At 45.3% G+C, this 23,736-nt stretch carries 29 protein-coding genes and 1 pseudogene; 7 read left to right on the forward strand and 23 right to left on the reverse strand.

The features are described from left to right. Positions 1 to 48: 48 nt before the first annotated feature. Complete coding sequence (bglA, locus tag BAMF_RS30845) at positions 49 to 1,491, reverse strand: 6-phospho-beta-glucosidase BglA (protein WP_013352555.1); 1,443 nt, start codon at positions 1,489 to 1,491, stop codon at positions 49 to 51. 248 nt (positions 1,492 to 1,739) lie between these two features. Between bglA and BAMF_RS30850 the strand changes: the two genes are divergently transcribed. Further along, complete coding sequence (locus tag BAMF_RS30850) at positions 1,740 to 2,465, forward strand: GntR family transcriptional regulator (RefSeq protein ID WP_013352556.1); 726 nt, start codon at positions 1,740 to 1,742, stop codon at positions 2,463 to 2,465. 57 nt (positions 2,466 to 2,522) lie between these two features. Here the strand turns inward: BAMF_RS30850 and ctpA are convergent, their stop codons facing one another. Continuing rightward, positions 2,523 to 3,929 (reverse strand): carboxy-terminal processing protease CtpA, encoded by a 1,407-nt coding sequence (gene ctpA, locus BAMF_RS30855; protein ID WP_013352557.1) that lies wholly within the window; start codon positions 3,927 to 3,929, stop codon positions 2,523 to 2,525. Positions 3,930 to 4,075: 146 nt separating this feature from the next. Between ctpA and BAMF_RS30860 the strand changes: the two are divergent. Together BAMF_RS30860 and BAMF_RS30865 are read left to right on the forward strand one after the other, a co-directional pair. Beyond that, positions 4,076 to 4,781: pseudogene (locus tag BAMF_RS30860) on the forward strand (class I SAM-dependent methyltransferase). Positions 4,782 to 4,878: 97 nt separating this feature from the next. Further along, positions 4,879 to 5,130 (forward strand): hypothetical protein, encoded by a 252-nt coding sequence (locus tag BAMF_RS30865; protein WP_013352559.1) that lies wholly within the window; start codon positions 4,879 to 4,881, stop codon positions 5,128 to 5,130. Positions 5,131 to 5,174: 44 nt separating this feature from the next. On the opposite strand, the gene BAMF_RS30870 is transcribed toward BAMF_RS30865, so the two are convergent. Continuing rightward, the gene (locus tag BAMF_RS30870; protein WP_013352560.1) at positions 5,175 to 5,993 is read right to left on the reverse strand and encodes a M15 family metallopeptidase; all 819 of its coding nucleotides are present in this window, start codon (positions 5,991 to 5,993) and stop codon (positions 5,175 to 5,177) included. Positions 5,994 to 6,076: 83 nt separating this feature from the next. Further along, entirely contained in the window at positions 6,077 to 6,775 is a 699-nt protein-coding gene (gene deoD, locus BAMF_RS30875) for a purine-nucleoside phosphorylase (RefSeq protein WP_014470285.1), read from the reverse strand. A 138-nt stretch (positions 6,776 to 6,913) separates the two neighbouring features. On the opposite strand from deoD, the gene BAMF_RS41280 reads away from it, so the two are divergent. Next, positions 6,914 to 7,039, forward strand: a complete 126-nt coding sequence (locus BAMF_RS41280) for a hypothetical protein (protein ID WP_003153701.1) — start codon at positions 6,914 to 6,916, stop codon at positions 7,037 to 7,039. Positions 7,040 to 7,092: 53 nt separating this feature from the next. On the opposite strand, the gene BAMF_RS30880 is transcribed toward BAMF_RS41280, so the two are convergent. From BAMF_RS30880 to BAMF_RS40785, 3 genes are all read right to left on the reverse strand, one after another. Continuing rightward, entirely contained in the window at positions 7,093 to 7,413 is a 321-nt protein-coding gene (locus BAMF_RS30880; RefSeq protein WP_003153700.1) for a YodL domain-containing protein, read from the reverse strand. Between the two features lie 59 nt (positions 7,414 to 7,472). After that, positions 7,473 to 8,084 (reverse strand): phosphatase PAP2 family protein, encoded by a 612-nt coding sequence (locus BAMF_RS30885; RefSeq protein WP_013352562.1) that lies wholly within the window; start codon positions 8,082 to 8,084, stop codon positions 7,473 to 7,475. A gap of 74 nt (positions 8,085 to 8,158) precedes the next feature. Continuing rightward, positions 8,159 to 8,332 (reverse strand): YozD family protein, encoded by a 174-nt coding sequence (locus BAMF_RS40785; RefSeq protein ID WP_013352563.1) that lies wholly within the window; start codon positions 8,330 to 8,332, stop codon positions 8,159 to 8,161. Positions 8,333 to 8,450: 118 nt separating this feature from the next. Between BAMF_RS40785 and BAMF_RS41545 the strand changes: the two genes are divergently transcribed. Continuing rightward, a complete protein-coding gene (locus tag BAMF_RS41545; protein WP_012117771.1) occupies positions 8,451 to 8,594 on the forward strand; it encodes a hypothetical protein in 144 nt (47 codons plus the stop codon). Here the strand turns inward: BAMF_RS41545 and BAMF_RS30895 are convergent. The 15 genes from BAMF_RS30895 to cgeC form a co-directional block, all read right to left on the reverse strand. Further along, positions 8,591 to 9,271, reverse strand: coding sequence for a hypothetical protein (locus BAMF_RS30895; RefSeq protein WP_013352565.1), 681 nt, complete (start codon positions 9,269 to 9,271; stop codon positions 8,591 to 8,593). The genes BAMF_RS41545 and BAMF_RS30895 overlap by 4 nt on opposite strands. Positions 9,272 to 9,455: 184 nt before the next feature. After that, entirely contained in the window at positions 9,456 to 9,854 is a 399-nt protein-coding gene (locus tag BAMF_RS30900; RefSeq protein ID WP_013352566.1) for a VOC family protein, read from the reverse strand. 341 nt (positions 9,855 to 10,195) lie between these two features. Beyond that, positions 10,196 to 10,420: a YozE family protein gene (locus BAMF_RS30905; protein WP_013352567.1), complete on the reverse strand. Its 225-nt coding sequence runs from the start codon at positions 10,418 to 10,420 to the stop codon at positions 10,196 to 10,198. Positions 10,421 to 10,494: 74 nt separating this feature from the next. Beyond that, positions 10,495 to 10,773, reverse strand: a complete 279-nt coding sequence (locus BAMF_RS30910; RefSeq protein ID WP_013352568.1) for a YokU family protein — start codon at positions 10,771 to 10,773, stop codon at positions 10,495 to 10,497. Next, on the reverse strand, positions 10,770 to 12,191 hold the full coding sequence (gene kamA / locus BAMF_RS30915; RefSeq protein ID WP_013352569.1) for a lysine 2,3-aminomutase: 1,422 nt from the start codon (positions 12,189 to 12,191) through the stop codon (positions 10,770 to 10,772). Before kamA ends, BAMF_RS30910 begins: the two co-directional genes overlap by 4 nt. Positions 12,192 to 12,203: 12 nt before the next feature. Further along, the gene (ablB, locus tag BAMF_RS30920; RefSeq protein ID WP_038463238.1) at positions 12,204 to 13,046 is read right to left on the reverse strand and encodes a putative beta-lysine N-acetyltransferase; all 843 of its coding nucleotides are present in this window, start codon (positions 13,044 to 13,046) and stop codon (positions 12,204 to 12,206) included. Continuing rightward, on the reverse strand, positions 13,024 to 14,325 hold the full coding sequence (locus tag BAMF_RS30925; RefSeq protein ID WP_013352571.1) for a peptidase: 1,302 nt from the start codon (positions 14,323 to 14,325) through the stop codon (positions 13,024 to 13,026). Before BAMF_RS30925 ends, ablB begins: the two co-directional genes overlap by 23 nt. Continuing rightward, the gene (locus tag BAMF_RS30930) at positions 14,297 to 14,992 is read right to left on the reverse strand and encodes a 3-oxoacid CoA-transferase subunit B (protein ID WP_013352572.1); all 696 of its coding nucleotides are present in this window, start codon (positions 14,990 to 14,992) and stop codon (positions 14,297 to 14,299) included. The genes BAMF_RS30925 and BAMF_RS30930 overlap by 29 nt, the downstream gene beginning before the upstream one ends. Next, positions 14,977 to 15,666 (reverse strand): CoA transferase subunit A, encoded by a 690-nt coding sequence (locus BAMF_RS30935; RefSeq protein ID WP_013352573.1) that lies wholly within the window; start codon positions 15,664 to 15,666, stop codon positions 14,977 to 14,979. Before BAMF_RS30935 ends, BAMF_RS30930 begins: the two co-directional genes overlap by 16 nt. A 6-nt stretch (positions 15,667 to 15,672) precedes the next feature. After that, positions 15,673 to 17,004, reverse strand: coding sequence for an aspartate aminotransferase family protein (locus BAMF_RS30940; RefSeq protein WP_041481648.1), 1,332 nt, complete (start codon positions 17,002 to 17,004; stop codon positions 15,673 to 15,675). A 491-nt stretch (positions 17,005 to 17,495) separates the two neighbouring features. Further along, positions 17,496 to 17,945, reverse strand: a complete 450-nt coding sequence (locus BAMF_RS30950; protein ID WP_013352576.1) for an AraC family transcriptional regulator — start codon at positions 17,943 to 17,945, stop codon at positions 17,496 to 17,498. 130 nt (positions 17,946 to 18,075) lie between these two features. Beyond that, on the reverse strand, positions 18,076 to 18,213 hold the full coding sequence (locus tag BAMF_RS30955; protein WP_013352577.1) for a YjcZ family sporulation protein: 138 nt from the start codon (positions 18,211 to 18,213) through the stop codon (positions 18,076 to 18,078). Between the two features lie 76 nt (positions 18,214 to 18,289). After that, a complete protein-coding gene (locus BAMF_RS30960; protein WP_013352578.1) occupies positions 18,290 to 19,069 on the reverse strand; it encodes a GNAT family N-acetyltransferase in 780 nt (259 codons plus the stop codon). 38 nt (positions 19,070 to 19,107) lie between these two features. Next, positions 19,108 to 20,379 (reverse strand): glycosyltransferase family 2 protein, encoded by a 1,272-nt coding sequence (locus BAMF_RS30965; protein ID WP_041481649.1) that lies wholly within the window; start codon positions 20,377 to 20,379, stop codon positions 19,108 to 19,110. 64 nt (positions 20,380 to 20,443) lie between these two features. After that, positions 20,444 to 20,743, reverse strand: coding sequence for a spore maturation protein CgeC (cgeC, locus tag BAMF_RS30970; RefSeq protein WP_013352580.1), 300 nt, complete (start codon positions 20,741 to 20,743; stop codon positions 20,444 to 20,446). A gap of 209 nt (positions 20,744 to 20,952) precedes the next feature. Between cgeC and BAMF_RS30975 the strand changes: the two genes are divergently transcribed. Both BAMF_RS30975 and BAMF_RS30980 read left to right on the forward strand, forming a co-directional pair. Continuing rightward, positions 20,953 to 21,384 carry a hypothetical protein gene (locus BAMF_RS30975; protein ID WP_013352581.1) on the forward strand — a complete coding sequence of 144 codons (432 nt, stop codon included), beginning with the start codon at positions 20,953 to 20,955 and terminating at the stop codon, positions 21,382 to 21,384. A gap of 5 nt (positions 21,385 to 21,389) precedes the next feature. Further along, entirely contained in the window at positions 21,390 to 22,346 is a 957-nt protein-coding gene (locus BAMF_RS30980; protein ID WP_013352582.1) for a CgeB family protein, read from the forward strand. A gap of 50 nt (positions 22,347 to 22,396) precedes the next feature. Here the strand turns inward: BAMF_RS30980 and phyC are convergent, their stop codons facing one another. After that, the gene (phyC, locus tag BAMF_RS30985) at positions 22,397 to 23,548 is read right to left on the reverse strand and encodes a 3-phytase (protein WP_013352583.1); all 1,152 of its coding nucleotides are present in this window, start codon (positions 23,546 to 23,548) and stop codon (positions 22,397 to 22,399) included. Between the last annotated feature and the right edge of the window lie 188 nt (positions 23,549 to 23,736).

A 23,736-nucleotide genomic window follows, 5' to 3' on the forward strand; every position in this document is an offset into this window, starting at 1 on the left:
AAGGGCGGCTTCACACAGTCGTGAAGCCTTCTCTTTTAACATACACATTTAGAATATATATGAGCCGTTTGTTTCAATCACTTTTTTATACCATTCAAATGAGTCTTTCTTAAACCGCTTCATTGACCCGCTGCCTTCATTATCCCGGTCAACATAAATCATGCCGTAGCGTTTTTTCATTTCTCCGGTTGTAAATGATACGATATCGATAATTCCCCACGGTGTATAGCCCATTAGATCCACTCCATCATATGTGACTGCTTTTTCCAAAGCTTTTATATGTGACGCTAAATATTCAATTCTCGCTGTGTCATGAATGGAACCATCCTCTTCTACCGTATCAATGGCGCCGAATCCGTTTTCCACTATAAATAACGGAATCTGATAGCGGTCGTATAAACGGTTTAATGTGTACCGTAAACCGGTCGGGTCAATCGCCCAGCCCCAATCACTCGCTGTAATATAGGGGTTTTCCACGCCGTTTGGTAATCCTCCGTTTACGACATCCCCCGTATTATCGTTTAACACATCACTTTTTACGGTTGTGGACATGTAATAGCTGAATCCGAGATAGTCCACCGTGCCGTTTTTCAAAATCTCTTCATCACCGTCTTCAAAGTGTATCTGATAGCCTTCTCTTTCAAACTCTTTTAACGCATAGCTTGGATAATATCCGCGCACCTGCACATCCGGGAAGAAAAAACGCTGTCTCATCGTTTCTTCAGCCAGCATCACATCATCCGGGTTGGAAGAGTACGGATAAATCGGAACATGTGACACCATCGCGCCGATCCGGAAATCAGGGTTGATTTCTTTTCCCTTCGAAACAGCCAATGCGCTTGCAAGGAGTTCGTGATGGCCGGCCTGATACATGACTTCTTTTGCGTTTTCGTTTTCTTTGACGGCGACACCTGAATTCGTCCATAAAAAGATCGGATTATTCACATCCATCTTGTTGTTGATTTCGTTAAACGTCATCCAATACTTCACTTTATGTTTGTATCGTTCAAAACACACTTCAGCGAATTTTACAAAAAATCCGACCGTTTTTCTGTTTCTGAATCCGCCGTATTCCCTTGCGATATGCAGCGGCATCTCAAAATGTGACAACGTGATAACCGGTTCAATCCCATTCTTCAGCAATTCGTCAAAAACCCGGTCGTAAAAAGCAAGTCCTTCCTCGTTAGGCTCTGTTTCATCACCTCTAGGAAAAATTCTGCTCCAGCCGATGGACGTTCTTAAGCATTTTAGTCCCAGCTCGCTGAATAATGCGATGTCCTCTTTATAACGATGATAAAAATCTATAGCTTCGTGATTCGGGTAAAATTCCCGCTCTTCAATTGTATCTGTTATTTTCCGGGGCACACCATGCGCGCCTGCCGTCATGACGTCCACTACACTCGGCCCTTTGCCGCCTTTGTTCCATCCCCCTTCAAATTGATGGGCGGCTAGAGCGCCTCCCCATAAAAAGTCTTTTGGCAATGTTCCCATCGTTCATATCCTCCTTTATTTGACCGCCGCTTGTTTTGCCGAATAGTCCTCCGCGGCAGCTCACACATCCGCTTTGCAAGTTTGGAAGAATTCAATCCCTTACTTTTCATATTATACACTCACATTATAATTGTACCGGTACAATTTTTCAATACATAAACAGTTATACTTATTTTGCGAAATGGCTTTTAAAAACGATTATGCTATAATTCTGAAATAGCGGGACAATAAATAAATGAGGAATGTATATGTTAAAATACCAGCAAATCGCGATGGATATTGAAAAATATATAGAAGAGCATCAGCTTCAGCAAGGGGATAAACTGCCTGTGCTGCAAACTTTAATGACTCAGTTTAACGTGAGCAAAAGCACGATCACCAAGTCCTTGGATTTATTAGAAAAAAAGGGGATTGTGTTTCAAGTGAGAGGAAGCGGCATTTTTGTCAGACGGAATAAAAGAAAAGGGTATATCAGCCTGCTTTCTAATCAGGGATTTAAAGAATCACTTGAAGATTTTAATGTCACCTCAACATTATTAGCGCTGGAAGTGAGAAAGCCCACGCCTGAGGCTGCGCAAAATCTGAATATGCCGTCTGACGGCGACGTGTATTATGTCAAACGAATCCGGTATATTGACGGGAAGACATTATGTATCGAGGAGTCATTTTATAACAAATCGATTATTACGTATTTGAATAAAGAGATTGTGTCAGATTCAATTTTTGATTATATTAGGGATGGTCTCGGATTGAAGCGCGGTTTTTCAGATTTATACTTGTACGCGGGGATGTTAAATGAGGAAGAAGCGGAGTACTTAGGGCTGTTTACAGGAGCGCCTAAGCTTTGCGTTGAAACGATTTTTCATTTAACCAACGGCCAGCCGTTTGACTTTTCAAAAGTCACCTATCACTACGAACAATCACAGTTTTTCATCCAGGCGAACAGCCACCTATTTGAACAAGAAACGACGTAAGCTGTGGTGCTTGAACAGAAAACACCCAATGCGCAAACAGACGCACTGGGTGTTTTTTTACTTCTTCATGGCTTTATTTAATGTTTCAACGGCTTTTTTCATTTGTGTATCGTTGTCTGCAAGCTGTTTTTGCAGGTCCGTCATCAATTTTGCCGTTGTGTCTCCTGTTAAAATGCCTGTTTCTTTCAGTTTCTCTTTTGCTTGGAATTGTTTGACCGCTTGTTCAAACGCTTTATCATACGTGCCGTTTACATTCACGCTGTATCCCAGCGCCTCCAGCATTTTTTGCGCATTTGTGACGGTCGTTCCGGAATCTCCGTATTGATACGTTTTTTCCGCATCTAAATAAGGCAGGTTTGCATAATCAGGAAGCTTGACTTGATATTGCGGTTCGATGCCTTTTTTATGAATCCATTCTCCGTCCGCTGTCAGCCATTTTGCGATTGTCAGTTTAACGGTGGATCCGTCACTGTAATCTTTTGCCGTCTGCACGGTCCCTTTTCCGAACGTTTTCTCGCCGATCAGCGGGATGCCCGATGATTCATGCAGCGCAGCCGACATGATTTCCGCGGCGCTCGCGGTGCCGTCATTGACGAGAACGACTGTCGGTTTTGTCACTTTGCGCTCTTTCGTCGCTTTCATGACCTCTTTCGTGCCGTCCTTATATTCAACCTGCATGATATTTTTTCCTTTATCGATAAACATGTTGCTCATTTTGATGGCTTCATCCATCAGTCCGCCCGGGTTGCCTCTTAAATCCAAAATATACCCTTTCGCCCCTTGTTTTTCGAGGCTGTCAATGGCTGAATTCAGCTCTTTTGCCGTCGATTCGGAGAAGGATGTGATTTGGATTTCGCCGATGCCGCCTTTTTTCATTTCAGAGTACACCGTTTCGACCGGAATGGTGTCACGTTTGATCGACAGGTTCAGATCGCCGACACCCGCTCTGTGCAGCACGAGCTTGACGTTTGTTCCCTTTTTGCCGCGGATTAACGCGACGGCTTCGCTTACATTAAGGCCTTTGACGCTTTTACCGTCGACTTTCAAGATCTGGTCATTCGGTTTAATTCCCGCTTTTTCCGCAGGCGACCCTTTGATCGGTGATACGATCAGGATGCTGCCGTCCTTTTCTTCCACTTGTGCGCCGATTCCTTCAAACGAAGCGGAAATGGTTTCTCCAAACGACTTTCCTTCCTGCGGGTCCATATAAGAAGAATACGGATCATCCAAGGAACTGATCATACCTTTTATCGCTCCGTCTACTAATTTGCTGTCATCTGTTTTTTGGTAGTAATCACTTTTAATCTGCTCGTAGGCTTTATTGAATTTCTCAAATTTGCTGTTCGACAAAGCAGCCGAGCCTTGTCCTAAAATGGTCGTATTGCCCGTGATAAACAGCGTAAGCGCCGAGGCTGCGACCGCAGTGATCAATATGATAAAAAACAGTTTAAATTGCCGCTTCAAGAAAACACCACCTTTTTATTCTTACATTATTATCATAGACGAACGCTCATTCGTCAACTTCAAACGTGAAGCGCCCTTCTTTCCCGTTTACCCAAACCTATGCTTTTCTCTCAACATATGCTGAGGAAGAAAGGAGGATTCGGACTTTGAGCAAATATTTAGAAATGCTGTCCTTATTCGGAGTCGGAGGAGCCCACCCCGGCGGGCTCGCTTTTTCTAAATCCGTTCTCACAAAAGCGGCCCCTCCTTCTGGCGAGCCGATCCTTGACGCCGGCTGCGGAACGGGACAGACAGCCGCTTATCTCGGCCATCTGATGTATCCCGTCACCTGTGTCGATAAGGACCCCCTCATGCTTGAAAAAGCAGCAAAGCGATTTGCCGCTGAAGACTTAACCATTCCGGTCTATTTGGCGGAGCTTGAGCGGCTTCCGTTTGCGGAAAATCAATTTTCGGCCGTTCTTTCTGAATCAGTTCTCACCTTTTCAAATCTTGATTCATCGCTCTCTGAAATACTGAGGGTTCTTAAACCCGGGGGCATGCTAATCGGCATTGAAGCAGCTTTAAAAAAACCCCTGCCGAAAAACGCCATCACGCAGATAAAAGACTTCTACGGTTTTACCGTATTGCAAGATGAAGCGGCATGGAAGCAGAGATTGCTTCAGCAAGGCTTTCAAAAAGCGGAATTCATTCCCGCTTCCTATGAAAACAATGCGCTCGCAGGATCCCACTACAGAAATGGATTTGTCGCCCGTTATCGAGCCTGCCCACTACGATACGCTGACGGCTCATTACGAACTTATGCAGACGTACAGTGAGTATATGGGACACTGCGCTTTTGTCGCTTACAAGTAAATCGGCAGTTGTCCTCCTGTTTTCGTCCAACCTTTTTATGGCACTCTATCATAAGCTGACATAGAAAGATAGGTTAGATAGGATAGGAGGAGAAAAGATGCAAAACTATTATCATATTTGCCGACAGCACCATGGAAAAGTAGCAAGAATTACAGAACGAAACGGCAGAGTGCATGTAGGGAGAATCGTACGGGTAACACGCAGCAAAGTGTATATCTCCCCGGTCGGTCACGGAGGCCACAGAGGTTACGGATACGGATACTGGGGCTGGGGAGGCTGGGGAGCAGCCTACGGTATCGGTCTTGGTTTAATTACCGGATTTGCGCTTGGAGGTTTACTTTTCTGGTAATAAAAGAAAGCCCGCTTTCTGTTTTTCAAGCGGGCTTTTTCTTATTACACTTTCTTTACTTCATTAAAGTATTCTTCAAGCGTTAATTGATGGTCATGGATGGCTTTTGCCGCTTTTTTGCCTACATAACGCAAATGCCATGGTTCATACTCATACTTTGTCACATTTTCTTTGCCTTTAGGATAGCGGATGATAAAGCCGTATTCATACGCATGGTCTTTCACCCATTTGCCATCTGCCGTGTTTCCGAACGCTTCGTTCAGCTCATATCCGTTGCTTTTGCTGGAAATGTCCATGGCAAGCCCCGTCTGATGTTCGCTTTGTCCCGGATATGCAACTGCTTCTTTCGCCTTCTTTTCACCTTTCAGACTGACTTCATTATCGAAAATCACTTTCTGTCTGTCATATGAGCGGTATCCTGAAACGGCAACAAGATCATAGCCTTCTTTTTTCCCCGCGTTGAATAGTTCCGCCAAAGCATCGGCGGCAGGTTTGCGGATATATCGTTTCTCGATTTTCTCAGTGAAAGAAAATTCAACTTTCGGGATGACGAGATCATTCGGTTTATATTCTCCCGGCAGCGTGTATGTCTTATTCACGAGCGCAAGTGTATTTGCCGGGTTTTGAATGGTCTCAAGCCCGTTCACTTCTTTAATATCATTAAAATATTTGCTCTCCAATACAAAATCGCTGTCTTCTGTCTTCGTTGTTTTTTTGCTAGATGTGTCATCTGATTGTTTTGTTTCGGCTGCTGTTTTTGTGTCCTTATGGCTGTCGCCGCCTGAAATGCTGCAGCCGGTTCCCACGATTGCAGTTACGCTGAGAGCAGCAGCGAGCGAGAACCATTTAGTGGATTTCTTCATTTTACCCTTACCTTTCTATTTTTGAATCAGGGCGATGCATAAAGAAGAGGGCTGCTTTTATCAGCATGACCCTCATCCCAAGTTTACGATACAGTATGCAGCGCCAATTTTATCATATCATGAAAAGTGGTTTGACGCTCTTCTGCCGTTGTCTCTTCTCCCGTTAACACGTGATCGCTTACAGTCAGGATAGACAGCGCTTTTTTGCCGTATTTTGCGGCAAGCGTATATAAAGCAGTCGTTTCCATTTCTACGCCGAGAACGCCGTATCTGGCAAGCTTTTCAATTTGAGAGTCTTCATTGTAAAACTGATCGGCGGTGAATACGCTTCCGACCGCTACAGGAAGATTGTTTTTTTGCGCTTCCTGATACGCTTTATGAAGCAGTTCGAAGTCTGCGCAAGGAGCATAATCTACACTTCCGAAGGCGACACGGTTCATCTGTGAATCCGTTGAAGACGTCATCGCCAAAATCACGTCACGCACCTTCACGTCATTACGGATGGCTCCGCATGAACCGACTCTGATTAAGTTTTGAACATCATAGCTTTGAATCAGTTCATTCACATAGATAGAGATAGACGGAACACCCATGCCGGTGCCTTGCACTGATACTTTTTTGCCGTTAAATGTACCCGTAAATCCGTACATTCCTCTGACTTCATTATAACATTCCACATTTTCAAGATACGTTTCCGCAATAAATTTCGCTCTCAGCGGATCTCCCGGCAAAAGCACTGTATCCGCAATCTGACCTTTTTCTGCGTTTATATGTACACTCATTTCCTTTTCCTCCTGCCTATTCAAGCTCCCACCCATTGTACACTGAATAACGGTAAGAGACAATCATCAGCATTGATCAGGGCGATCTTGGGCAGAATATGGCGGGAAGACAAGCCTAAGAAAAAGGAGTGAGCATAAATGGGCAAAAAACAGCGCAATCGGGTGACCGGCCAGAAAAAGAACAATCATGTACCCGTTTCAGACGTGATTGCAGCTGATGAAGCGCACGGAAAAGAGCATTCCGCTGCTAAACGGAAGCCTTAAAACTGCCTTTGAAGACAAAACGGAAGCCGGCTGAAGATTCAGCCGGCCCCGTTTTACCTCGGCTGGACGAGCAGACGGTTAATTTTGCTCCATCCCGCAGGGTTAAGCCTGTAATAGGTCTTTCCTTTTCTTCCTTCGTCTATGAGTATGACATCTCCGGTCGCTATGAATCTGGCTTGATAGTCGTTTGGAACCGTATCAGGCACATTAAAAACAGAAAATGCCCTTTCCAGTGCGTCTTGATGATTGTCAGCGGCCAGCTCTGTCCGATAGACGACCCTGTATCCCTTTTTCTCACCGTAGCGGGGTGTTTGAAAAATCGTCACATCATAGGCACAAGTCTTTTTTTTAAACACAGGCAGCGATAACAGCATCAAGATCCCTCCCTCTTATTTCTTAATAGTATTAGCGTTTTTTCTCATTTTTCCTGTCTCTATTTTTGTCGAAACGGGTGATACTTTTCGTCAAAGAGCGCAAAAAGCGAGACGAGGCATAGTCCGAGACTGAATCCCGCAAGGACATCCGTCGGAAAATGCGCGCCCAAATAAATTCTGCTGAACCCGATGAGGAGGACGAGACCTCCGGTAAAGACGGAGACAGCCCGCTTTCTTTTCGTAAAAAAAGGAACATGCTTGATCAAAAACCAGGCGATGACAGGATATATCACTGCCGCATTCATGGAGTGGCCGCTTGGAAAACTGTATGAAGTTTCATGGACGAGCGGCTCAAAAGCGGGTCTGGCTCTTTCAATCAATTCTTTTATTTTAATGTTTACAATTCGTTCAATGAGAAAAAGAAGCGGCAAAAAAACAACATCCGGCGTTTTTTTGTACATATACAGGGCCGCGCCTGTCAAAAGAAGAAGCGGCAAAAGCACCGCGGTCGTGCCGAGCTCCGTTATCCATAGCATCAATTCATTCAGCCAGGCAGCCCTGATCCTGACCGCCGCTTCTATCACCCGCTCGTCAAAAGCCTGAACGGCTTCTATCCGGATCGCTGCTGCGAGCAGAATAAACAATGCGAAAAGACTTGCTGGCTTGTACAACGTTTTCCCCCCATTTATCATTCTCCCGAGCCGATTGAAAAAACCGAAGCATTTTTCACTTCGGTTCCGCAGTTTCAGTCTTCATCAAGCTCTTCGTCTATCATACATTTTTCTAATAAATAATCAAAGGTGATGTCGGCTATTTCAAAGATCTCCTCTTCACTCGGTATGTACCCGCGCATTGCAAGCTGGCTGTAAAAAAAATCAGCTATCTCTTCTGTGTCAATCACAAGATCTATTTCTTTCATGCTAACACCGCCTCCTTTTTTATGTTTTATGAAAAAACCCTTCAAATTATACCCGAAAGTTCTAAACGTTTTGTCCGCTCATATACTTTTAAAAAAACAAGCCCCGGAGGGAGAAAAGATGATGACGAAAATGATGGCTTTATTGGACGGAGATGGATTTGATATCGTATTGGAAAAAGTGCTGAAAGGAATGTCGTTTGTGATCTTTGCCGGCTGTCTGCCCTGGTTTTTATATGTCACCGTCCGTTTTTTTGCCGGCTAGCTGAAATGCTCCCCGAGGCTTTCCAGCACAAAATTCATCATATCTTTATATTCTTCGTCACCGAACATTTCATAAAGGATCTTATAATCGTTATAAATATCAAGCAGCTCATCTACGATCGATACCGCCAGCACATGCAGTGTATCGGGATCATCAGCATCGCCTTCAAACTGAAGAAGAGCAGACGCAGCGGTATCCTCGCCGATCTCATGAGATGCTTCCCCAACATAGTGGACAAACAGCAGCTGATGCACAAACTGATCCATTTCATATTTTCTCAGAACCAGCGTGAGATCCTCTTCCTCCGTTTCAAGCCACTCTCCGTCTTTCAGCCGAGTCAGCTCATAAATAATGTCCTCCCAGCCATCCTCTAAATATCTCCATATTTCAGTTCTGTGGCCGATGACACGGAATAATTCCTTTCCGTAGTCCTTTACATATACTACGTCGCCGATCAGAAATTCATATTCAATATCTAATTTTTCCATATCGACGATCACGCCCTCATAATCTTTATAAAGCTGGATGGACGATTCGAAATAAAGCACTTCATTATGATTGACTTCGTAAAGATAATGTTTATCAATTTGATGAACCTTCGTAATGGTGCCGACGGTTCCGTACATCACGACGACCACGATATCTCCCACTTGAAATTTCGGTTTATTTTGCTTCATGCTGTCTCCCCCTTGCCGCGGACTGTCATACGCTATCGTATGCCGGCCGCCATTATTTCGCATGGGCATGAAAACCACAGGAAATATCCATTTCTGCGCATGTTCAAAAGTCAAAAAAACCGCACCAAGTCATGTGCGGTTTTTCACGTACTGTTAAAAATAGTTTCAAATGATGCATGATCCCCTATTTTGAAGAGGTTTTTGTTTTTTTCTCCATAACGGCAAAGTAATTGTTTTCATGATCAGCAAAGTTAAATACCCGGCCAGAAGGCATGTCGACAATATCACCGACTGTGATATTCTGATTTGAAAAATCTTGATATAACTGATCAAGATCTTCAGTAAAAAACATAATCGAAGGAGTATGGAGTTCTAATTCCGGCTGCAATTTTGCAATGGTTTGTTTATCATGAAGAACAAAACTCGTTTCGGCTTTCAATGAAGGCGCAATTTCAATCCACTTCATGCCTTGTCCGTTATCTTCTTTGGCAACCACATGAAATCCCGCTTTTTCCGTCCAAAACGTCAGTGCCTCATCCTGATTATTGACGTACAGCATGATCTGCCCCACCTGATGGATCATTCGATTCCCCTCACTTCATTAGATTGTATGATTATTTCCCATGAAAAGAAGCTCCTTACACAGGGCACCGCTTGCAGAAACAGGTCTGTCGGGTTATATCGCCGGGATATAAAACAGCTGCGGTTCCGCCTCTGACGGTTCCGGTAATTTTACCGTTTTTCACTTCAAATATACCATTTACGGCTTGATTTTGATACGTGCCGTCGTTTCAGTGCTGACCGAAATGGAAGACGTACCGGTGCGTTTTTTAGGATTTGATCATTCTGCGCCTCACAATCAATCACCGCCTTAAGTCAGCGGGCGGTTTCAACAGAAAAAACCGCACAATGTGCGGTTTTACGTCAGGCGTGATGCACCTCGGTCTCATATTTTTCCCAAGCTTCATCAAATGTCGACATCGTTTCCAAATAGTCGGCGCTCAGTTCTAAATAAGAACTGAGCTCGTGATAATCGCTTGACGTTTTCGGAAAACCGTGATCTTCGTATGCCTGGTTCGCAAACTGGCTGATCGCGTCCTTCGGCTTAGGGTGCCTGTATTTCATCAAATAGTGGTAAAAGGATTTCATGGGTTTCCCCTCCTGATGACTGTCTTTTGTTGTACTATTATACATTTCAAGAGTGAAATTACAACAAAAGAAAACTAGGAGAAGTCAAAATAATTCCGTTTCAATATCCGTTCTGTCTGCATCAGCTCTTGATATGTGAGTGTTTCCGGTAATTTTTTTGCGTCGACTAAAAAAAGCTGATTTTCAATTTCGCCGATGACCGCTTCCTCCTGATAAGTCATGCCGCAGGATGAACAGGCGAACGCGGGTGTGTCTTTAATTTCTATAGCCCTCGTACCGTCAGGAAGCTCCCAGTATACAGTCGCCTGACAAGCTGACGCCTTTTGATTGCTGCACCATTCGCATGGCTTCACGGCGACTCACCTCCGACTTCCGTTTCTTCTTTTTGCTCTTTCTTTTGCTGTGCTATAAATTTCTTTTCTTTCAATTCATCTCTCTTTTCCCTGCGGTCTTTCAGCGTTTCATGCTCAGGATTAGATGTAAACGCTTTCCTTCTGTTGATTCTCGATACATTTTCCGGTGTGAAAGAAACCTCTTTGTCCGCGAAAATAGCGCTTAGTCCGACCGGCTCGCGTTTGGCCATCGTTCCCGGAAAAACAGATTCGAAATAGTCGTCGGCCTGATTCGGGATATAGTTTTCCGGTTCGGGATAAGACGTAATCACCCCTTCAAAGTTTCTGATCACAACTTTCTCCGGACTCTGGGAGAGCAAGTAGTTCGGCTGCAGGGCGATTTTACCGCCTCCGCCCGGGGCATCGACGACAAAGGTCGGAACGGCAAAGCCCGTTGTATGTCCCCTCAGTCCTTCGATGATCTCCAGACCTTTTGATACAGGCGCTCTGAAATGCCCGATCCCCTCCGACAAATCACATTGATAAATATAGTACGGGCGGACGCGGATTTTCACTAAATCATGCATGAGCTTTTTCATAATCGGCACCGAATCATTAATACCCGCTAAAATAACGGCCTGGTTACCGACCGGAACACCTGCGTTGACAAGCTTTTCACACGCCTCAACCGATTCTTCCGTCAGTTCGATGCTCGTATTAAAATGAGTGTTCAGCCAGACCGGATGATATTTTTTCAAAATCTGACAAAGGTTATCCGTTATCCGCTGCGGAAAAACGATGGGCGCTCTCGTTCCGATCCGGATAATTTCAAGGTGGGGAATGTCACGAAGGTTTTTCAAAATATATTCCAGAATCTGATCATTAATTAAAAGCCCGTCTCCGCCGGAAATCAGGCAGTCACGTATTTCAGGCGTTTCCCGGATATAAGCGATCGCCGCATCAAGCTGTTTTTTCGGCACACCCATTCCGATCTGTCCGGAAAAGCGTCTGCGGGTGCAGTATCGGCAGTACATCGAGCATTGATTTGTCACCAGAAAAAGAACGCGGTCGGGATAGCGGTGCGTAAGGCCGGGCACCGGTGAGTCTTCATCTTCAAACAGCGGATCTTCAAGGTCATATTTCGTTTTGTGCATTTCTTCTGACAGCGGCACGGACTGCATGCGGATCGGACATCTCGGGTTGTCGGGGTCCATTAAAGAAGCATAATAAGGCGTAATGTTCAGGGGAATCGTTTTTACAGACATTCTGACGCCTTCTTCTTCCTCTTCAGTCAAATGAATGACTTTTTTCAGGTCATCGACGGTTCTTACAGTATGGGTGAGCTGCCACAGCCAATCATTCCACTTTTCTTCCGGCACATCTTTCCACAATTCAATCTCCTTCCAATGACGCTTCGGCTGAAACCATTTGTTTGTCAAACGAATTCCTCCTTATGAATGGCTAAAACGTAATGTCTTGCACCATATATTCATATTTTCGAGCCCTTCTGAAATCCGGCAGTTGTTCACAAGCCTGCCCCTGTAGCCGTATCCCGCATGATACAAAACGGCATTCATCCCGTAAGACGCTGCACGGGCCAAGGAAAAAAGATGAATGATTCCCTGGCCCGCTAGTTCCTGCTCTAAGGCTTTAAACAGGCGTGCCGTTACGGAATTCCCTCTGTAATCTGACAGAACCGCGCAATCGGTCATTTCAGCGTGCCCCAATACGGGATTGATATCTGCGCTTGCCGCGCCGATGAGACGCTCCTGATCGAATGCGGCAAAATAGATGGTGTTTTCTCTCATTGTTTTTTTAATGTAGAGGGGATTAAAGACAGGAGTCGGATAGGTCTGAAAAACATGTTTATATAAGAGCGATAATCGGTCTGCATCACCTTCACCCGCTTTTCTGAACAACAGCCCGCTTTCTGTCTGAGTCACTCCCCGCTGCGGTGTCTCATAAATACGGTCAACCGTAGAATCTTCAGATACATATGAATCTGACTGTCTCCGTTTCTCTGATAAATAGCGCACCATCACAGCAGCCTCATGCCCGTTGTAATATCCGTCTATGACCCCCTCATGAATAAAGAGATGCTTGACAAGTTCCGGCTGATCGCCGCGCTTGGCAAAGAAAATCACCTTTTGGGCTTCTTCTTGCTTTGCTTCTGCCAAAACGGCCGGAATCAGCGACGCGAGCTGCCCGTCATAACGAATGACCCTGATCCGCTCATTGAAACGGTCTGCATCAATCTCGGCCGATCCGCTTTCAGCCCTCAGTTCCTTTATCAGCTCCGTCACCCCCATCTGCCACCCCGCACCATTCCATCATAAAAAGAGAAATGATTTTGACAGCATCGATTAACGCCCGGACTTCAATGTATTCATTTGCCTGGTGAGCCGCTTTGACTTCTCCCGGCCCGAAGACGATGACAGGCGTCTGTCCCGCATGGTGCAAAAGCCCTCCGTCTGTTCCCCACGGGGATGCTTCACGGATCGGTTTTGCCCCTTTCATTTTCTCAAAAGAAGATTCCAAAGCGGAAATCAGCGGATGCTCATCCGGGAGATCATTCGGAAGCCACTGAGCTCCAAACCATTCAATTTCCGCCGGATGGTGTTTAAACCATTCATCCCGGTACTCCAAATCTTTGAGCCAGCTTGTAAGCTCTTCTTTTACTGCCTCAGGCGTTTCATCCGGAGCTATTCCGCATCTGCCTTCTATCACAACCCGGTCAGCTACCGAAGATGGCCACGTTCCTCCTTGGACGGTGCCGATATTAATGGGAACCGGAATCGGAACATCCCGGTAAAGCGGGTCAATGATGCGGGCGTTGCGGACGTGTTCCAGTTCTTTAAGGGCCGTGATGACATGCAGGCTTTTTTCAATCGCGCTCACCCCTTCATAGCGGGTGCCGCCGTGTGCGGACAATCCTCTTACCGTAATGCGGAACCACATTGACCCTTGCTGCTTAACAAATAGCTTTAAATTAGTCGGTTCCGGAATAAGCGCCCCGTCAGCCTTGTAGCCTCTCATTACTGCCGACAGCGTTCCGGCGCCGCCGCACTCTTCATCTACGACACTTTGAAACAGAACATCTCCTTTTAACGTAACGCTGCAAGCTTCAAGCGCTTCTAACGCTAACAAGAGGGCTGTATTGCCGCCTTTCATATCCGTTGAACCGCGTCCGTAAATTTTGCCGTCCTTTTCAACAGCGGTAAACGGTTCATACGTCCACGCGGCGGGATTTCCTTCAGGGACAACATCAATATGTCCGTTCAGTATCAGTGATCTTCCTCCGCCGGCTCCTTTCTTTACGGCGGTGATATTCGGGCTTTCATGAAAGTCTTCGCGTTCCGATACAAAATAAGGATGTTCTTTCAATTGTTTAATACTCGGCTCCCACACATCAATATCCATGTCAAACTGTCTCAATTTTTCTAAAACAACTGCCTGTGCGTTAAATTCATTTCCGAACATACTTTTTTCCCCGATCAGCCGTTTCAGCAGGCTTACCGCTTTTGCTGCGTTTTCTTCCGCCCACTCAGTGACTTTCTTTTCTAATTGATCCATGGACAGGCCCCCTTTTAAGAAAACATTCTCCCAATCTGATTTCAGCATCCGTTGTTTGAATCACATCGTCTATGGTCGAGCCATTCAGCAGTTCCTCAAGAACAAAAGCCTTATCATCGATGCTGATTACGGCTTTCTCTGTAATGATGAGGTCTGCACATCGCGCGGCCGTAAGCGGCAATGAACAGCTTTCGACCAGTTTCGGCCGGCCCTTCTGATCAGTGTGGCTCATGACCACAACCACTTTTTTCGCCCCTTGGGCCAGCTCCATTGCCCCTCCCATTCCGGGCACTTTTTTCCCCGGCACGAGCCAATTGGCGAGATCTCCGGTTTGGCTGACCTGCAGCGCGCCTAAAATAGTAATATCAATCAGCCCTTTTCTGATCATGGCAAAAGACAAACCTGAATCAAAATAGGAAGCTCCCTTTACCGTACTGACAGGATATCCGGCCGCATTGCATAAAAGCTCATCCTCCGCTCCTCGCTCGGGACTTCCGCCTATCCCGAGGACGCCGTTTTCCGCCTGCAGCATCACTTCCATGCCGGCCGGCAAAAAATTCGGCACTAAAGAAGGAATGCCGATCCCCAAGTTGACGATCATGCCTGAGGTGATTTCACTGGCGGCCCGCTTCGCGATACTCTCTCTTTCCGCTATTCCCAAGCCCATTTCCACTTCACTCCTTCAGTTTGCACGACGCCCTCTACAAAAACGCCCGGCGTCACAATATGCTCGCTGTCAAGTTCGCCGGCCGGCACAATCGTTACCGCCTCGGCAAAAGTTCTTTCGGCCGCGGCCGCCATCAGAGGGTTCATGTTGCGCGCCGTTTTGTCATACGTCAAATTTCCGAATTCATCAGCAGTATGTGCGGACACAAAAGCGAAATCAGCCGTCAGCGCTTTTTCAACTAAATAGGGCTTTCCGTCAATCGTTACGGTTTCTTTGTTTTCACAAACGGTTGCGTTATCAATGCCGATATCAGTTAAAATACCGCCAAGACCGGCTCCGCCAGCGCGAATCCGTTCGGCAAGCGTCCCTTGAGGCGAAAATTCCACCTCAAGCGTTCCGTCAGTCATTTGCCTGCCGGCTACAGGGTTTGAGCCGATATGGGAAGCGATCAGCCTTTTGACCCGCCTGTGCACGATAAGCGGGCCGATGCCGATTTCCGGAAATCCGGCATCATTGCAGATGACGGTCAGCTCTTTAACGCCGCTTTCTAAAATCGCTTCGATTAATGACGGAGGTGACCCCACTCCCCCGAAACCGCCGAACATGATGACAGATTCGTCATTGACATCGGCAATTGCTTCATGGATATCGATTTGTTTATGAAAAATAGACATGTCAGCTCAATCCCTCTTCATCATTTTTTCAACTTCTTCTGCAGCCTGTGAAAATAGATCTGACAGTTCATCCAGCTCAGCATGCGAAATCGTGAACGGCGGCGCGATGATGACGGCGTCTCCTTCTCCGCTGTCAATACCGGGCTTTGAAGGATAAATAAGCAGGCCCCGTTTTTTTGCTTCTTTTATCATTTTTTCTGTGAACCCTTGTTTCTTCGGAAAAACTTCCTTCGTCGTTTTATCTTTAACGAACTCAACCCCGATCAGCAGGCCTTTACCGCGGACATCTCCGATTACCCCGCTGCGCTCTTTGATTTGTTCTAATTTCCGCATCAGTATCGCGCCTTTTTCCTCTGCCTGCGAAAGCAGCTCGTGTTTTTTGACATAGCGAAGCACCTCAAGCGCCGCTCTTGCACAGTATGGGTTGGCGCTGTACGTATGTCCGCTCATAATGACTCCGGAGCCCCGCTTGATCGTATCAATGATGTCATCAGACGCGACGGCTGCCGCGATCGGAGCGTAACCGGCGCCTAATCCTTTTCCGAGCACCGCGATATCAGGTACGATCCCCCAATGCTCAGATGCAAGCATTCGCCCTGTTCTCCCGAGCCCCGTCATGACTTCATCTGCGATAAACAAAATACTGTGCCGGCGGCAGACATCCTCAAGCGCTTCATAATAACCTGGCGGCGGAGTGATGGCCGCCCCGGCTGCCCCGACAATCGGTTCTGCGACGAAACCCGCGATAAATGAGGCACCGATCCGATTAACAGCCGTTTCCAGTTCAGCTGCCGCCGCTTTCACAAATTCCTCTCCCTGCAGCTCAGAACGATACATATTTGGCGCTGAAACGGCGGGAAACCGCTCGAGCAGCTGGGTGAATCGGTATCTCCGTTCATAAAACCCCGATAACGAAAGCGCTCCCAAAGTAATACCGTGGTAACTGCTCCATCTCGATAAAAAGACGGATTTTTGGTATTGGCCTTTTTCCTGCCAATATTGAACGGCCATTTTCATCGCTGTTTCGACTGCCTCTGAGCCGCTGTTTACAAAAAATGACCAGTTCAGCCCGCCCGGCAGATGATCGGCCAGAAATAAAGCCAGCTCCTCTGCGGGTTCACTGGTGAATTGCGAGCGATACACAAACGAAACGGAGTCAAGCTGCTCTTTTAAAGCTTGTATAATATCCTCCGTCCCGTGGCCGATATTGCAAGTGACCGCTCCTGATGACCCGTCTAGATACTTGTTTCCCCCCAGATCATATACATATGATCCTTTTCCATGGCTTACTGTCGGATAAATCCCGTCAAGCTCCGGTTTAATTAAATAGCTCCCCATATCTTTCCACCTCAAAAACCCATTTGCTTCATTGTATGAACAGATGAATAACGGCATTCTTATCCTTCAGAAAGTTTTTTTCACAGAAACATTTTCTGAAAAACAGGCTGCCGGGGATTTCCCGACAGCCCAAGGGTGTTCTGAAAATATTACCAAATAGACTATTTTATGATAAATTGTAAGAGAGTATTAATAAAGGAGTGTTCATTTGCTGAAAATATTAAAAATCTGCAGTTTATTGATTCTTTTCCTATTATTAATTTATTCCGTCATCAGTTCGAATTCACAATTATATTTGTCTGTACAGCTTATACTCATAACCATTTTGATCGGAATCGGCATTAACTGTTTTAAGAAAAAAGAATATTATCGAGGTATGCTGTATGTTGTGATTGCCATGAGCAACCTTTCAATCTCGATAAAATAATCCTTTGAAAAAGACGCTTCAGTCTGACGTGCATCAACAGGAAGGCGGGACATTTCCGTCTTCTTTACTGTATGGGAATCAATATTTCACACAAATGATGATTCATCTTTTGTAAAGTATATCTTTCGATTATGGGCTGTTCTCTGATTGACAGATTATTTTTTTCGATCTCAGAAAAAACAGTGTTCCAAAATCCACTGACCGCCTCTTCTGTATGATCAAGCAAGAAAACAGCGTACTTCCCTCCGGAAAATGTACCGATCCGAGCCGGTTCAGGCACATGAAAATCTTGATTGACAACAATACAAACATCATAGCGGCATTTTTCTTTAGGTGTACAATTTGGATGATCTTGCGTAATTCCTAAAATGACAGAATGATAAAGCAGACCATTCAATTGCGCCCAATTTTTAAAAGACTCCATGAGTTCTTTGTTTTGCTTTTCACCATACTCCCCGACATGTCGAAAATAAGCAATTCTTGATTCAGGTAATTCTTCAATCGTTATTTTCACATTTTCGCCCCCTTCTCCAGAAAAATAATGTGTATTAAAATGTTTTTCAACCTGATTTTTAAAAATGAAAACAACAAAAAGCCTGCAGAAAGTTCTCTGCAGGCTGATTTTCATGATAGGATTTTTCAGTCTAACAAATAAAAGCCGCACCGACGATGATTAATAAAATAAACAATACCACGATCAGTACAAATGTGCTGGTTCCGCCTCCGCAGCCGCCGTACCCATAACCGAAGCCATAACTGCCGCAGCCCCCATATCCGTACATACGAATCATCCTTTCTTCTTCCGATATACGGCATTGTATGCGGGCCAACTCCCAATTGTTTTATGCGAATGCCCATCTATGTAAGAAAATAATGAAAAATCGTATGCACACGCCGAAATCTTTTGAAGCCAAGTTTTTCATAAAAACGGTTAACACCGTCCATCCCGGACGTCACAAGATATACGGTTTCCATGCCGTTCAGCTTTGCCGCAGCCATCAGCTCGTTCATCAATATTGACCCGTAGCCTTTTCGTTGGAATTGATCCAGAATTGCGACTTCTTCAATTTTGGCGGTTTTATCCGCTTTGTTGATGAAAAGCTCTCCGCAGCCGATCGGAATCGTTCGGGAGGCGTCGCTATAGCACACGACAAGCATAACCGTCCCGTCCTTATACAAAGGATATTTCCGCTCAAGCTTTTTTTCGGCCGCCGCCTCGCCAATGTAAAGGGCATCATAAATCTTCATAATAGACGACCCGTCAGCGAGGCTTTTTTCCGTCCCCCAAGCGGTAAGCGGATGTCCGGCCTGCCGATCCCCATTTTCCAGTTTCCTTGCAAAAAACAGCTCATCTTCCACTACGTAGCCCTGCTTTACCAATGTTTGTTTCAGAAGAAGCGGAAATGTGTGCTCAGGAGCCGCTTTCACATGAATATAATTGGCTTGAAGCATGTTCGGAATGGATGCAAAAAACGGCAGCAGCCTGTCTAACGGAAATGTACGGTGCAGCTGAACAAAGTTATGCGAAAAAATCTGCGGCAGCAAAGGGTCTGTACATACACTGTAATGTTCGAACCTCTGAATGCCGGAAGTAAGCTCTATATATTGTTTCTCGGTTTTAGCAAATTGATCGGTCATAAAAGCTCTCCTTTTCCTTACACATCCAACTGCATCTCTCATCCTTTTGTTATATTGAGATTTCTTATAATTTCATCGTACACCGGATAGAACGGCTTTCCAATTGGTAATTGTTTAATTTTCTGAAAGGAAATGGGTATCGCCTTTTGCTTTGCAAAAAAGCGTTTCACTACATCATGACTGATCGGATGGAGAACGCCTCTCAAATAAACATAAAATTCCCGTTCAATGCGAAACAGCATTCTCCCGGGAAGGTGCTGAATACAGCCCGATCTCTCCCAGCTGATCGGCGGACCGTCCGGCAGCGCTTGTATTTCGTCCCGTTCTAAAGCCAGGATGTCATGCCGTTTAAATTGGTAAAAGCGAAATGCGCCAGAATCAACCAGCCTTTTCACCCCGTCTTCTAAAAAATAGACATGAAACTGATCACGAACGAGCTGAAAATTCGGAATACTGACGGAGCTGTCTTCCTCGTATTGAAATAAAAACGGATCAGGAATGATGACGGTTCTACCTTCATATAACGGACGCCAGCGCTCGTTTACAGGCTTTCTTTTATTTCCGTCAAGCTGATATACTTTCTGATCCGTCCCCTTAACGAAAGCCCCGTCAATCAGCACTGACGGAAGCGATTGATACGTGTTCTGGAATGAGTGGGGTGTTTTATAGGTTGTATCCAACACTTCTTTTATCGGCAGAAATGATGTAAATGTGTTGAGCCTGCTCCAAAAAACAGAGTCTCCATGATTCCAATGCATGACATCTTCGTCCCAAAAACTGCCGAACTTCTCCTTCACACGCCGAAGCAATGATCTCCGGTGCATCACTGAACAGTGATCAACGAGAAAAGCGGCCTGATCAAGCACGGCATCAGCAAAACGATAGAAGTGGGATTGTTCTGTTCCGCGCTCGTTTACATGTATCACCTTCTGACTGGAATAGACGGCATCAAATTCGGTGCATTGATTAAGCGCTTCCGCCATGCGGCTGAGCCTATCCGGATGAAATACGGTGTCGTCTGTCAGATAAGTAATGTATTCGCCTGAGGCCTGTGAAAGCGCATTATTAATCAAAACGGCATACCGGGTCGATTTCAGCCGGTCGGCCGGTTTGATAAAACTGTTGTAATAGTATATGCGGTGATCTTTTATATACGGACTGATGGCGGCCGAGGTTTCTTCATTTGAATGATCATCCATTACAAACAGCTCCCAATTGCTGTAGGTCTGATGCAAAACACTTTCAATCGCCTGTGTAACAAGATCCGGTTTGTTATAGCTCGTTAAGATAATTGAGACCTTCTTTTCCACCGCCATCCCCCCTTCTGTTCACATAAAAAACGGCTCCGAAAGAGACAGAGCCTGATATCTGTTATTAAAAAGCACCCCAGCTGACGATGCTTGAAATCGCCACATTTGATCTCGTATTATTGAGCGGATTTTGAAAAACGGCCAAATCAGACAGCACTTCTTTGACAATCACGTTTTGCAGTGTGCTGCCATTAACCAGATTGACGCGTGATACAGGAACTCCAAGCTCTTTTGCCATCACAAGCTGGCGCCGTAAATCTGATTGATCTCCGGACGGCTGGCGTGATACCAAAAGAAGAAGAAGCAGTAAGAGATGAAATTCCTCCTCAAAACCCCCGTGCTTTACAGTTTCTTCTGAATCCAAAATAATTCCTCTCCTTCATTTTTTAATCTATACAACGTATGTCGCTCTTTTCTAATCCGCATAGGCAAATAAAGCCTGATTCTAAAATTCAGCTGTTTTCTTAAATATGAAAAAAATACGGCAAAACGGCATTCGACTTATACCAATCTCATCAATCAGGAATATGAATAAACGTGAGGTTGAAATTGTTAAAGGAGGTGTATGTCCCCATGAGCGAAGATCGTTCAGAGCTCAAAAAGAAGCTATTGAAAACTCTTATTGCCCCTATATTTGACAACAGCGCCTTATCTAGCGGCACAGATGGAGGAGATAACGTGGAAAACAAGGTAAAAGATTTATTAGAATCTGCAATTGATGCAAAAGTGGATGAAGCTGCTGCGAAAGACAGTCTCAGCACTCAATCTGTTCTGGGAAGCGGTATTTCACTAGCCGCGAGATGGATTTTTGCAAGAGTTCAGCCCGGCACTATCATCAGCATTGTGATGGATTCTGGAGACATGATCGGCCCGGTTCAATTTGTTTTCTTTGACGAAGTTCACGGCATCGTTTATGTGACGCAGGAAAATTCCGTTACACCGGCAGGCTCTTCTAAAACATTGCTTGACGTTGACAAAGTTGAAAGTGTCACGTTCACTTCGTAAAGCAGATGAAAGTTTTATATATCCGTTCAGGATATAAAGGCATTTACACGTATTTTGACCGCTGGATCGAGGAAGGCTTTTTACAGTCTTCCGTCCGCTTTTTTTCTGTTTCTGAGCTTCAGGAAGATTCAATCCGCAGTATACGGGCATTCAAACCTGACATCAGTCTCATGATGGCGGGCGACCGTATTCCGTCTGAATGGCTTCAATGGCTGAGGACAGAAGAGATTCCCGTCTATCTATGGTTGACGGAGGATCCTTTTTATTTCGATGTGAGCAAGACAATCGCCCCGCTCGCCGATGCCGTTTTGACCATAGAACAAAACGCTCTTGATGCTTATCGGCAAATGGGCTTACAGCACGTATATTATGTCCCGATTCCCGTTAATCAGCGGCTTTTTACAAAACAAGCGGCTGACGCTTCTCTTCACACAAACCTGCTTCTGATCGGATACCCGTACCCGAATCGGGTTGAACTGGTGAAAGCAGCGGCGAAGCTTCCGTATACGCTTCGGATCATCGGGAAGGGATGGCGCAGACATCTGCCTAAAAAAATCGCCAGACAGCAAAATGTGCTCATAATGGATGAATGGATTGAACCCGAACATGCCGCATTGCATTACAACAGCGCAGATGTGGTTTTGAACCCGCACCGTTCTTATCGGTTTGCGCTCAATCAAAATAGGAGCGGCATCCGAAATATCAGTTTAAATACGAGAAGCTTTGACATTGCGGCTTGTCAGGCATTTCAGCTGACAGACCTTTCTCCCGCGCCCCCTTTTTCATCCTTTGTTTCTTACAGCGGGCTTGCGGATTTTGCGGAAAAGATCCATTTTTATATGACAAACCCACGTGAACGTGAACAAATCGCGGCGCTTAATTATCAAGAGACAGTGCCTGCTTACACGTACGACCGGATTCCGGCTGTGCTCACGGCTATCCGCTCCAAAACTTTCTCATGAAACGTTCTTCACATGCAAAAAGCAGCTTGTATAAGCTGCTTTTTGCATGTTTATTTTCCGCTTCTGTCGGTCAGTTTTCTCGGGTCAACCTGTTCATTTGCCAGCGGGCGGAAACCGATTTGATCAGCAATTCTTTCCCATGGCACGATTTTAAAATTTTGATTGGCCTTTTGGCCGTGATCTATATTTTCACCGTCCTGTGCGACAAAAATACCGAACGGATATTCAGGCCCCAGTCCGAAACCCAGAACGTCAATTCCGTCTGTATCGCTTGTCCCGTCTGTTTCAGGACCGTCTGTTATGCGAAAATCCGCAACATATTTGTTCTTTCCTTGTCTGTCATAAATGGCGTAGCTGCTGTTTCCCTGGCTTGATGCCATCAGATAGCCTTTCCCGTCAGCAGCGTAGTAAATCGTCAATCCTTCAATATCACGAGTTAAATGCCTGCCGTCGGCACGGTCGATAACCGTTCCGTTACTGCCGCCGTCCGGCTCGGCGCTGAACTTCCAAATGGCCTCATCTTCTTCTGCGATATAAAGCCTGCCGTATTCATCGTCTGCTGCCATCCCTTCCGTCTGGGAATTCATTTTAAACGCCCGTACCTTTTTGCCGGATATGTATCCATTTTTGTCCGCCTTTAATTCGTATTGTTCAAATTCACCCTCTTTTCCTGTCACCATCGCGTAATATTTTCCTGTTTTTTGACTGTGGTATAAGGTAAAACCGTATACCTCATTAATTGCTGTTGCAATCGGATGGTCTGGATCTGTCATGCTTTGTAATGTGCCGTTTTTTCCATCAATAGCGTAAATCTCAATGGTATTTTTTCCTTCAGACCGATTGGATGCTGCCGCGATATCGACTTTTTTGCCGTTCAACGGAAAATCATAACGGATATCGACATTGTTCAGCTTCCCGGTATTATAGGAATGAAGCATCTTACCATCAAGGCTGTAAACGACTAAACCTGATTTTTTATTGGTCGTAATCAATTTGCTGTTCTGAGGAGTCTTGGGGTCCAGCCAAATCGCAGGATCATCAGCCGCGTCACCGGCCGTATCAACCGGTTCCGTTTCCGCCGCTGCATTCACGGTAAAATGATAAGGATCGGACAGCTTATGCTTTGCCTGGGAAGACACCGCACCGCATGTGAGCATCAGTCCGGCCGCCGCGGTTAACAAAAGTGTTTTTGAATGATTCATTTTACTTCCTCCTTTTATGAACGTGCACTTCAATTGTAACATATATACATGATTGTCAGTGTTAAGTTTTTGTGAAAATTGTCAAATGTGTAAATTTTTGATGAAAGAAGAAAAAAGGACGGGAGCAAAATTGTAAATGAATATTTAGTACATTGTTTTGTTAGTAATTTACTTTCTATTAATCAAGT

The organism is Bacillus amyloliquefaciens DSM 7 = ATCC 23350 (genome assembly GCF_000196735.1).
GTDB lineage: Bacteria > Bacillota > Bacilli > Bacillales > Bacillaceae > Bacillus > Bacillus amyloliquefaciens.

Bases quoted from the DNA above. Each gene is read 5' to 3' on its own strand.
- bglA (WP_013352555.1), bottom strand. From the start codon at position 1,491: ATGGGAACATTGCCAAAAGACTTTTTATGGGGAGGCGCTCTAGCCGCC.
- BAMF_RS30850 (WP_013352556.1), top strand. From the start codon at position 1,740: ATGTTAAAATACCAGCAAATCGCGATGGATATTGAAAAATATATAGAA.
- BAMF_RS30865 (WP_013352559.1), top strand. From the start codon at position 4,879: ATGCAAAACTATTATCATATTTGCCGACAGCACCATGGAAAAGTAGCA.
- BAMF_RS30870 (WP_013352560.1), bottom strand. From the start codon at position 5,993: ATGAAGAAATCCACTAAATGGTTCTCGCTCGCTGCTGCTCTCAGCGTA.
- deoD (WP_014470285.1), bottom strand. From the start codon at position 6,775: ATGAGTGTACATATAAACGCAGAAAAAGGTCAGATTGCGGATACAGTG.
- BAMF_RS41280 (WP_003153701.1), top strand. From the start codon at position 6,914: ATGGGCAAAAAACAGCGCAATCGGGTGACCGGCCAGAAAAAGAACAAT.
- BAMF_RS30880 (WP_003153700.1), bottom strand. From the start codon at position 7,413: ATGCTGTTATCGCTGCCTGTGTTTAAAAAAAAGACTTGTGCCTATGAT.
- BAMF_RS40785 (WP_013352563.1), bottom strand. From the start codon at position 8,332: ATGAAAGAAATAGATCTTGTGATTGACACAGAAGAGATAGCTGATTTT.
- BAMF_RS41545 (WP_012117771.1), top strand. From the start codon at position 8,451: ATGATGACGAAAATGATGGCTTTATTGGACGGAGATGGATTTGATATC.
- BAMF_RS30895 (WP_013352565.1), bottom strand. From the start codon at position 9,271: ATGAAGCAAAATAAACCGAAATTTCAAGTGGGAGATATCGTGGTCGTC.
- BAMF_RS30900 (WP_013352566.1), bottom strand. From the start codon at position 9,854: ATGATCCATCAGGTGGGGCAGATCATGCTGTACGTCAATAATCAGGAT.
- BAMF_RS30905 (WP_013352567.1), bottom strand. From the start codon at position 10,420: ATGAAATCCTTTTACCACTATTTGATGAAATACAGGCACCCTAAGCCG.
- BAMF_RS30925 (WP_013352571.1), bottom strand. From the start codon at position 14,325: ATGGATCAATTAGAAAAGAAAGTCACTGAGTGGGCGGAAGAAAACGCA.
- BAMF_RS30930 (WP_013352572.1), bottom strand. From the start codon at position 14,992: ATGGGCTTGGGAATAGCGGAAAGAGAGAGTATCGCGAAGCGGGCCGCC.
- BAMF_RS30935 (WP_013352573.1), bottom strand. From the start codon at position 15,666: ATGTCTATTTTTCATAAACAAATCGATATCCATGAAGCAATTGCCGAT.
- BAMF_RS30940 (WP_041481648.1), bottom strand. From the start codon at position 17,004: ATGGGGAGCTATTTAATTAAACCGGAGCTTGACGGGATTTATCCGACA.
- BAMF_RS30955 (WP_013352577.1), bottom strand. From the start codon at position 18,213: ATGTACGGATATGGGGGCTGCGGCAGTTATGGCTTCGGTTATGGGTAC.
- BAMF_RS30960 (WP_013352578.1), bottom strand. From the start codon at position 19,069: ATGACCGATCAATTTGCTAAAACCGAGAAACAATATATAGAGCTTACT.
- BAMF_RS30975 (WP_013352581.1), top strand. From the start codon at position 20,953: ATGAGCGAAGATCGTTCAGAGCTCAAAAAGAAGCTATTGAAAACTCTT.
- BAMF_RS30980 (WP_013352582.1), top strand. From the start codon at position 21,390: ATGAAAGTTTTATATATCCGTTCAGGATATAAAGGCATTTACACGTAT.
- phyC (WP_013352583.1), bottom strand. From the start codon at position 23,548: ATGAATCATTCAAAAACACTTTTGTTAACCGCGGCGGCCGGACTGATG.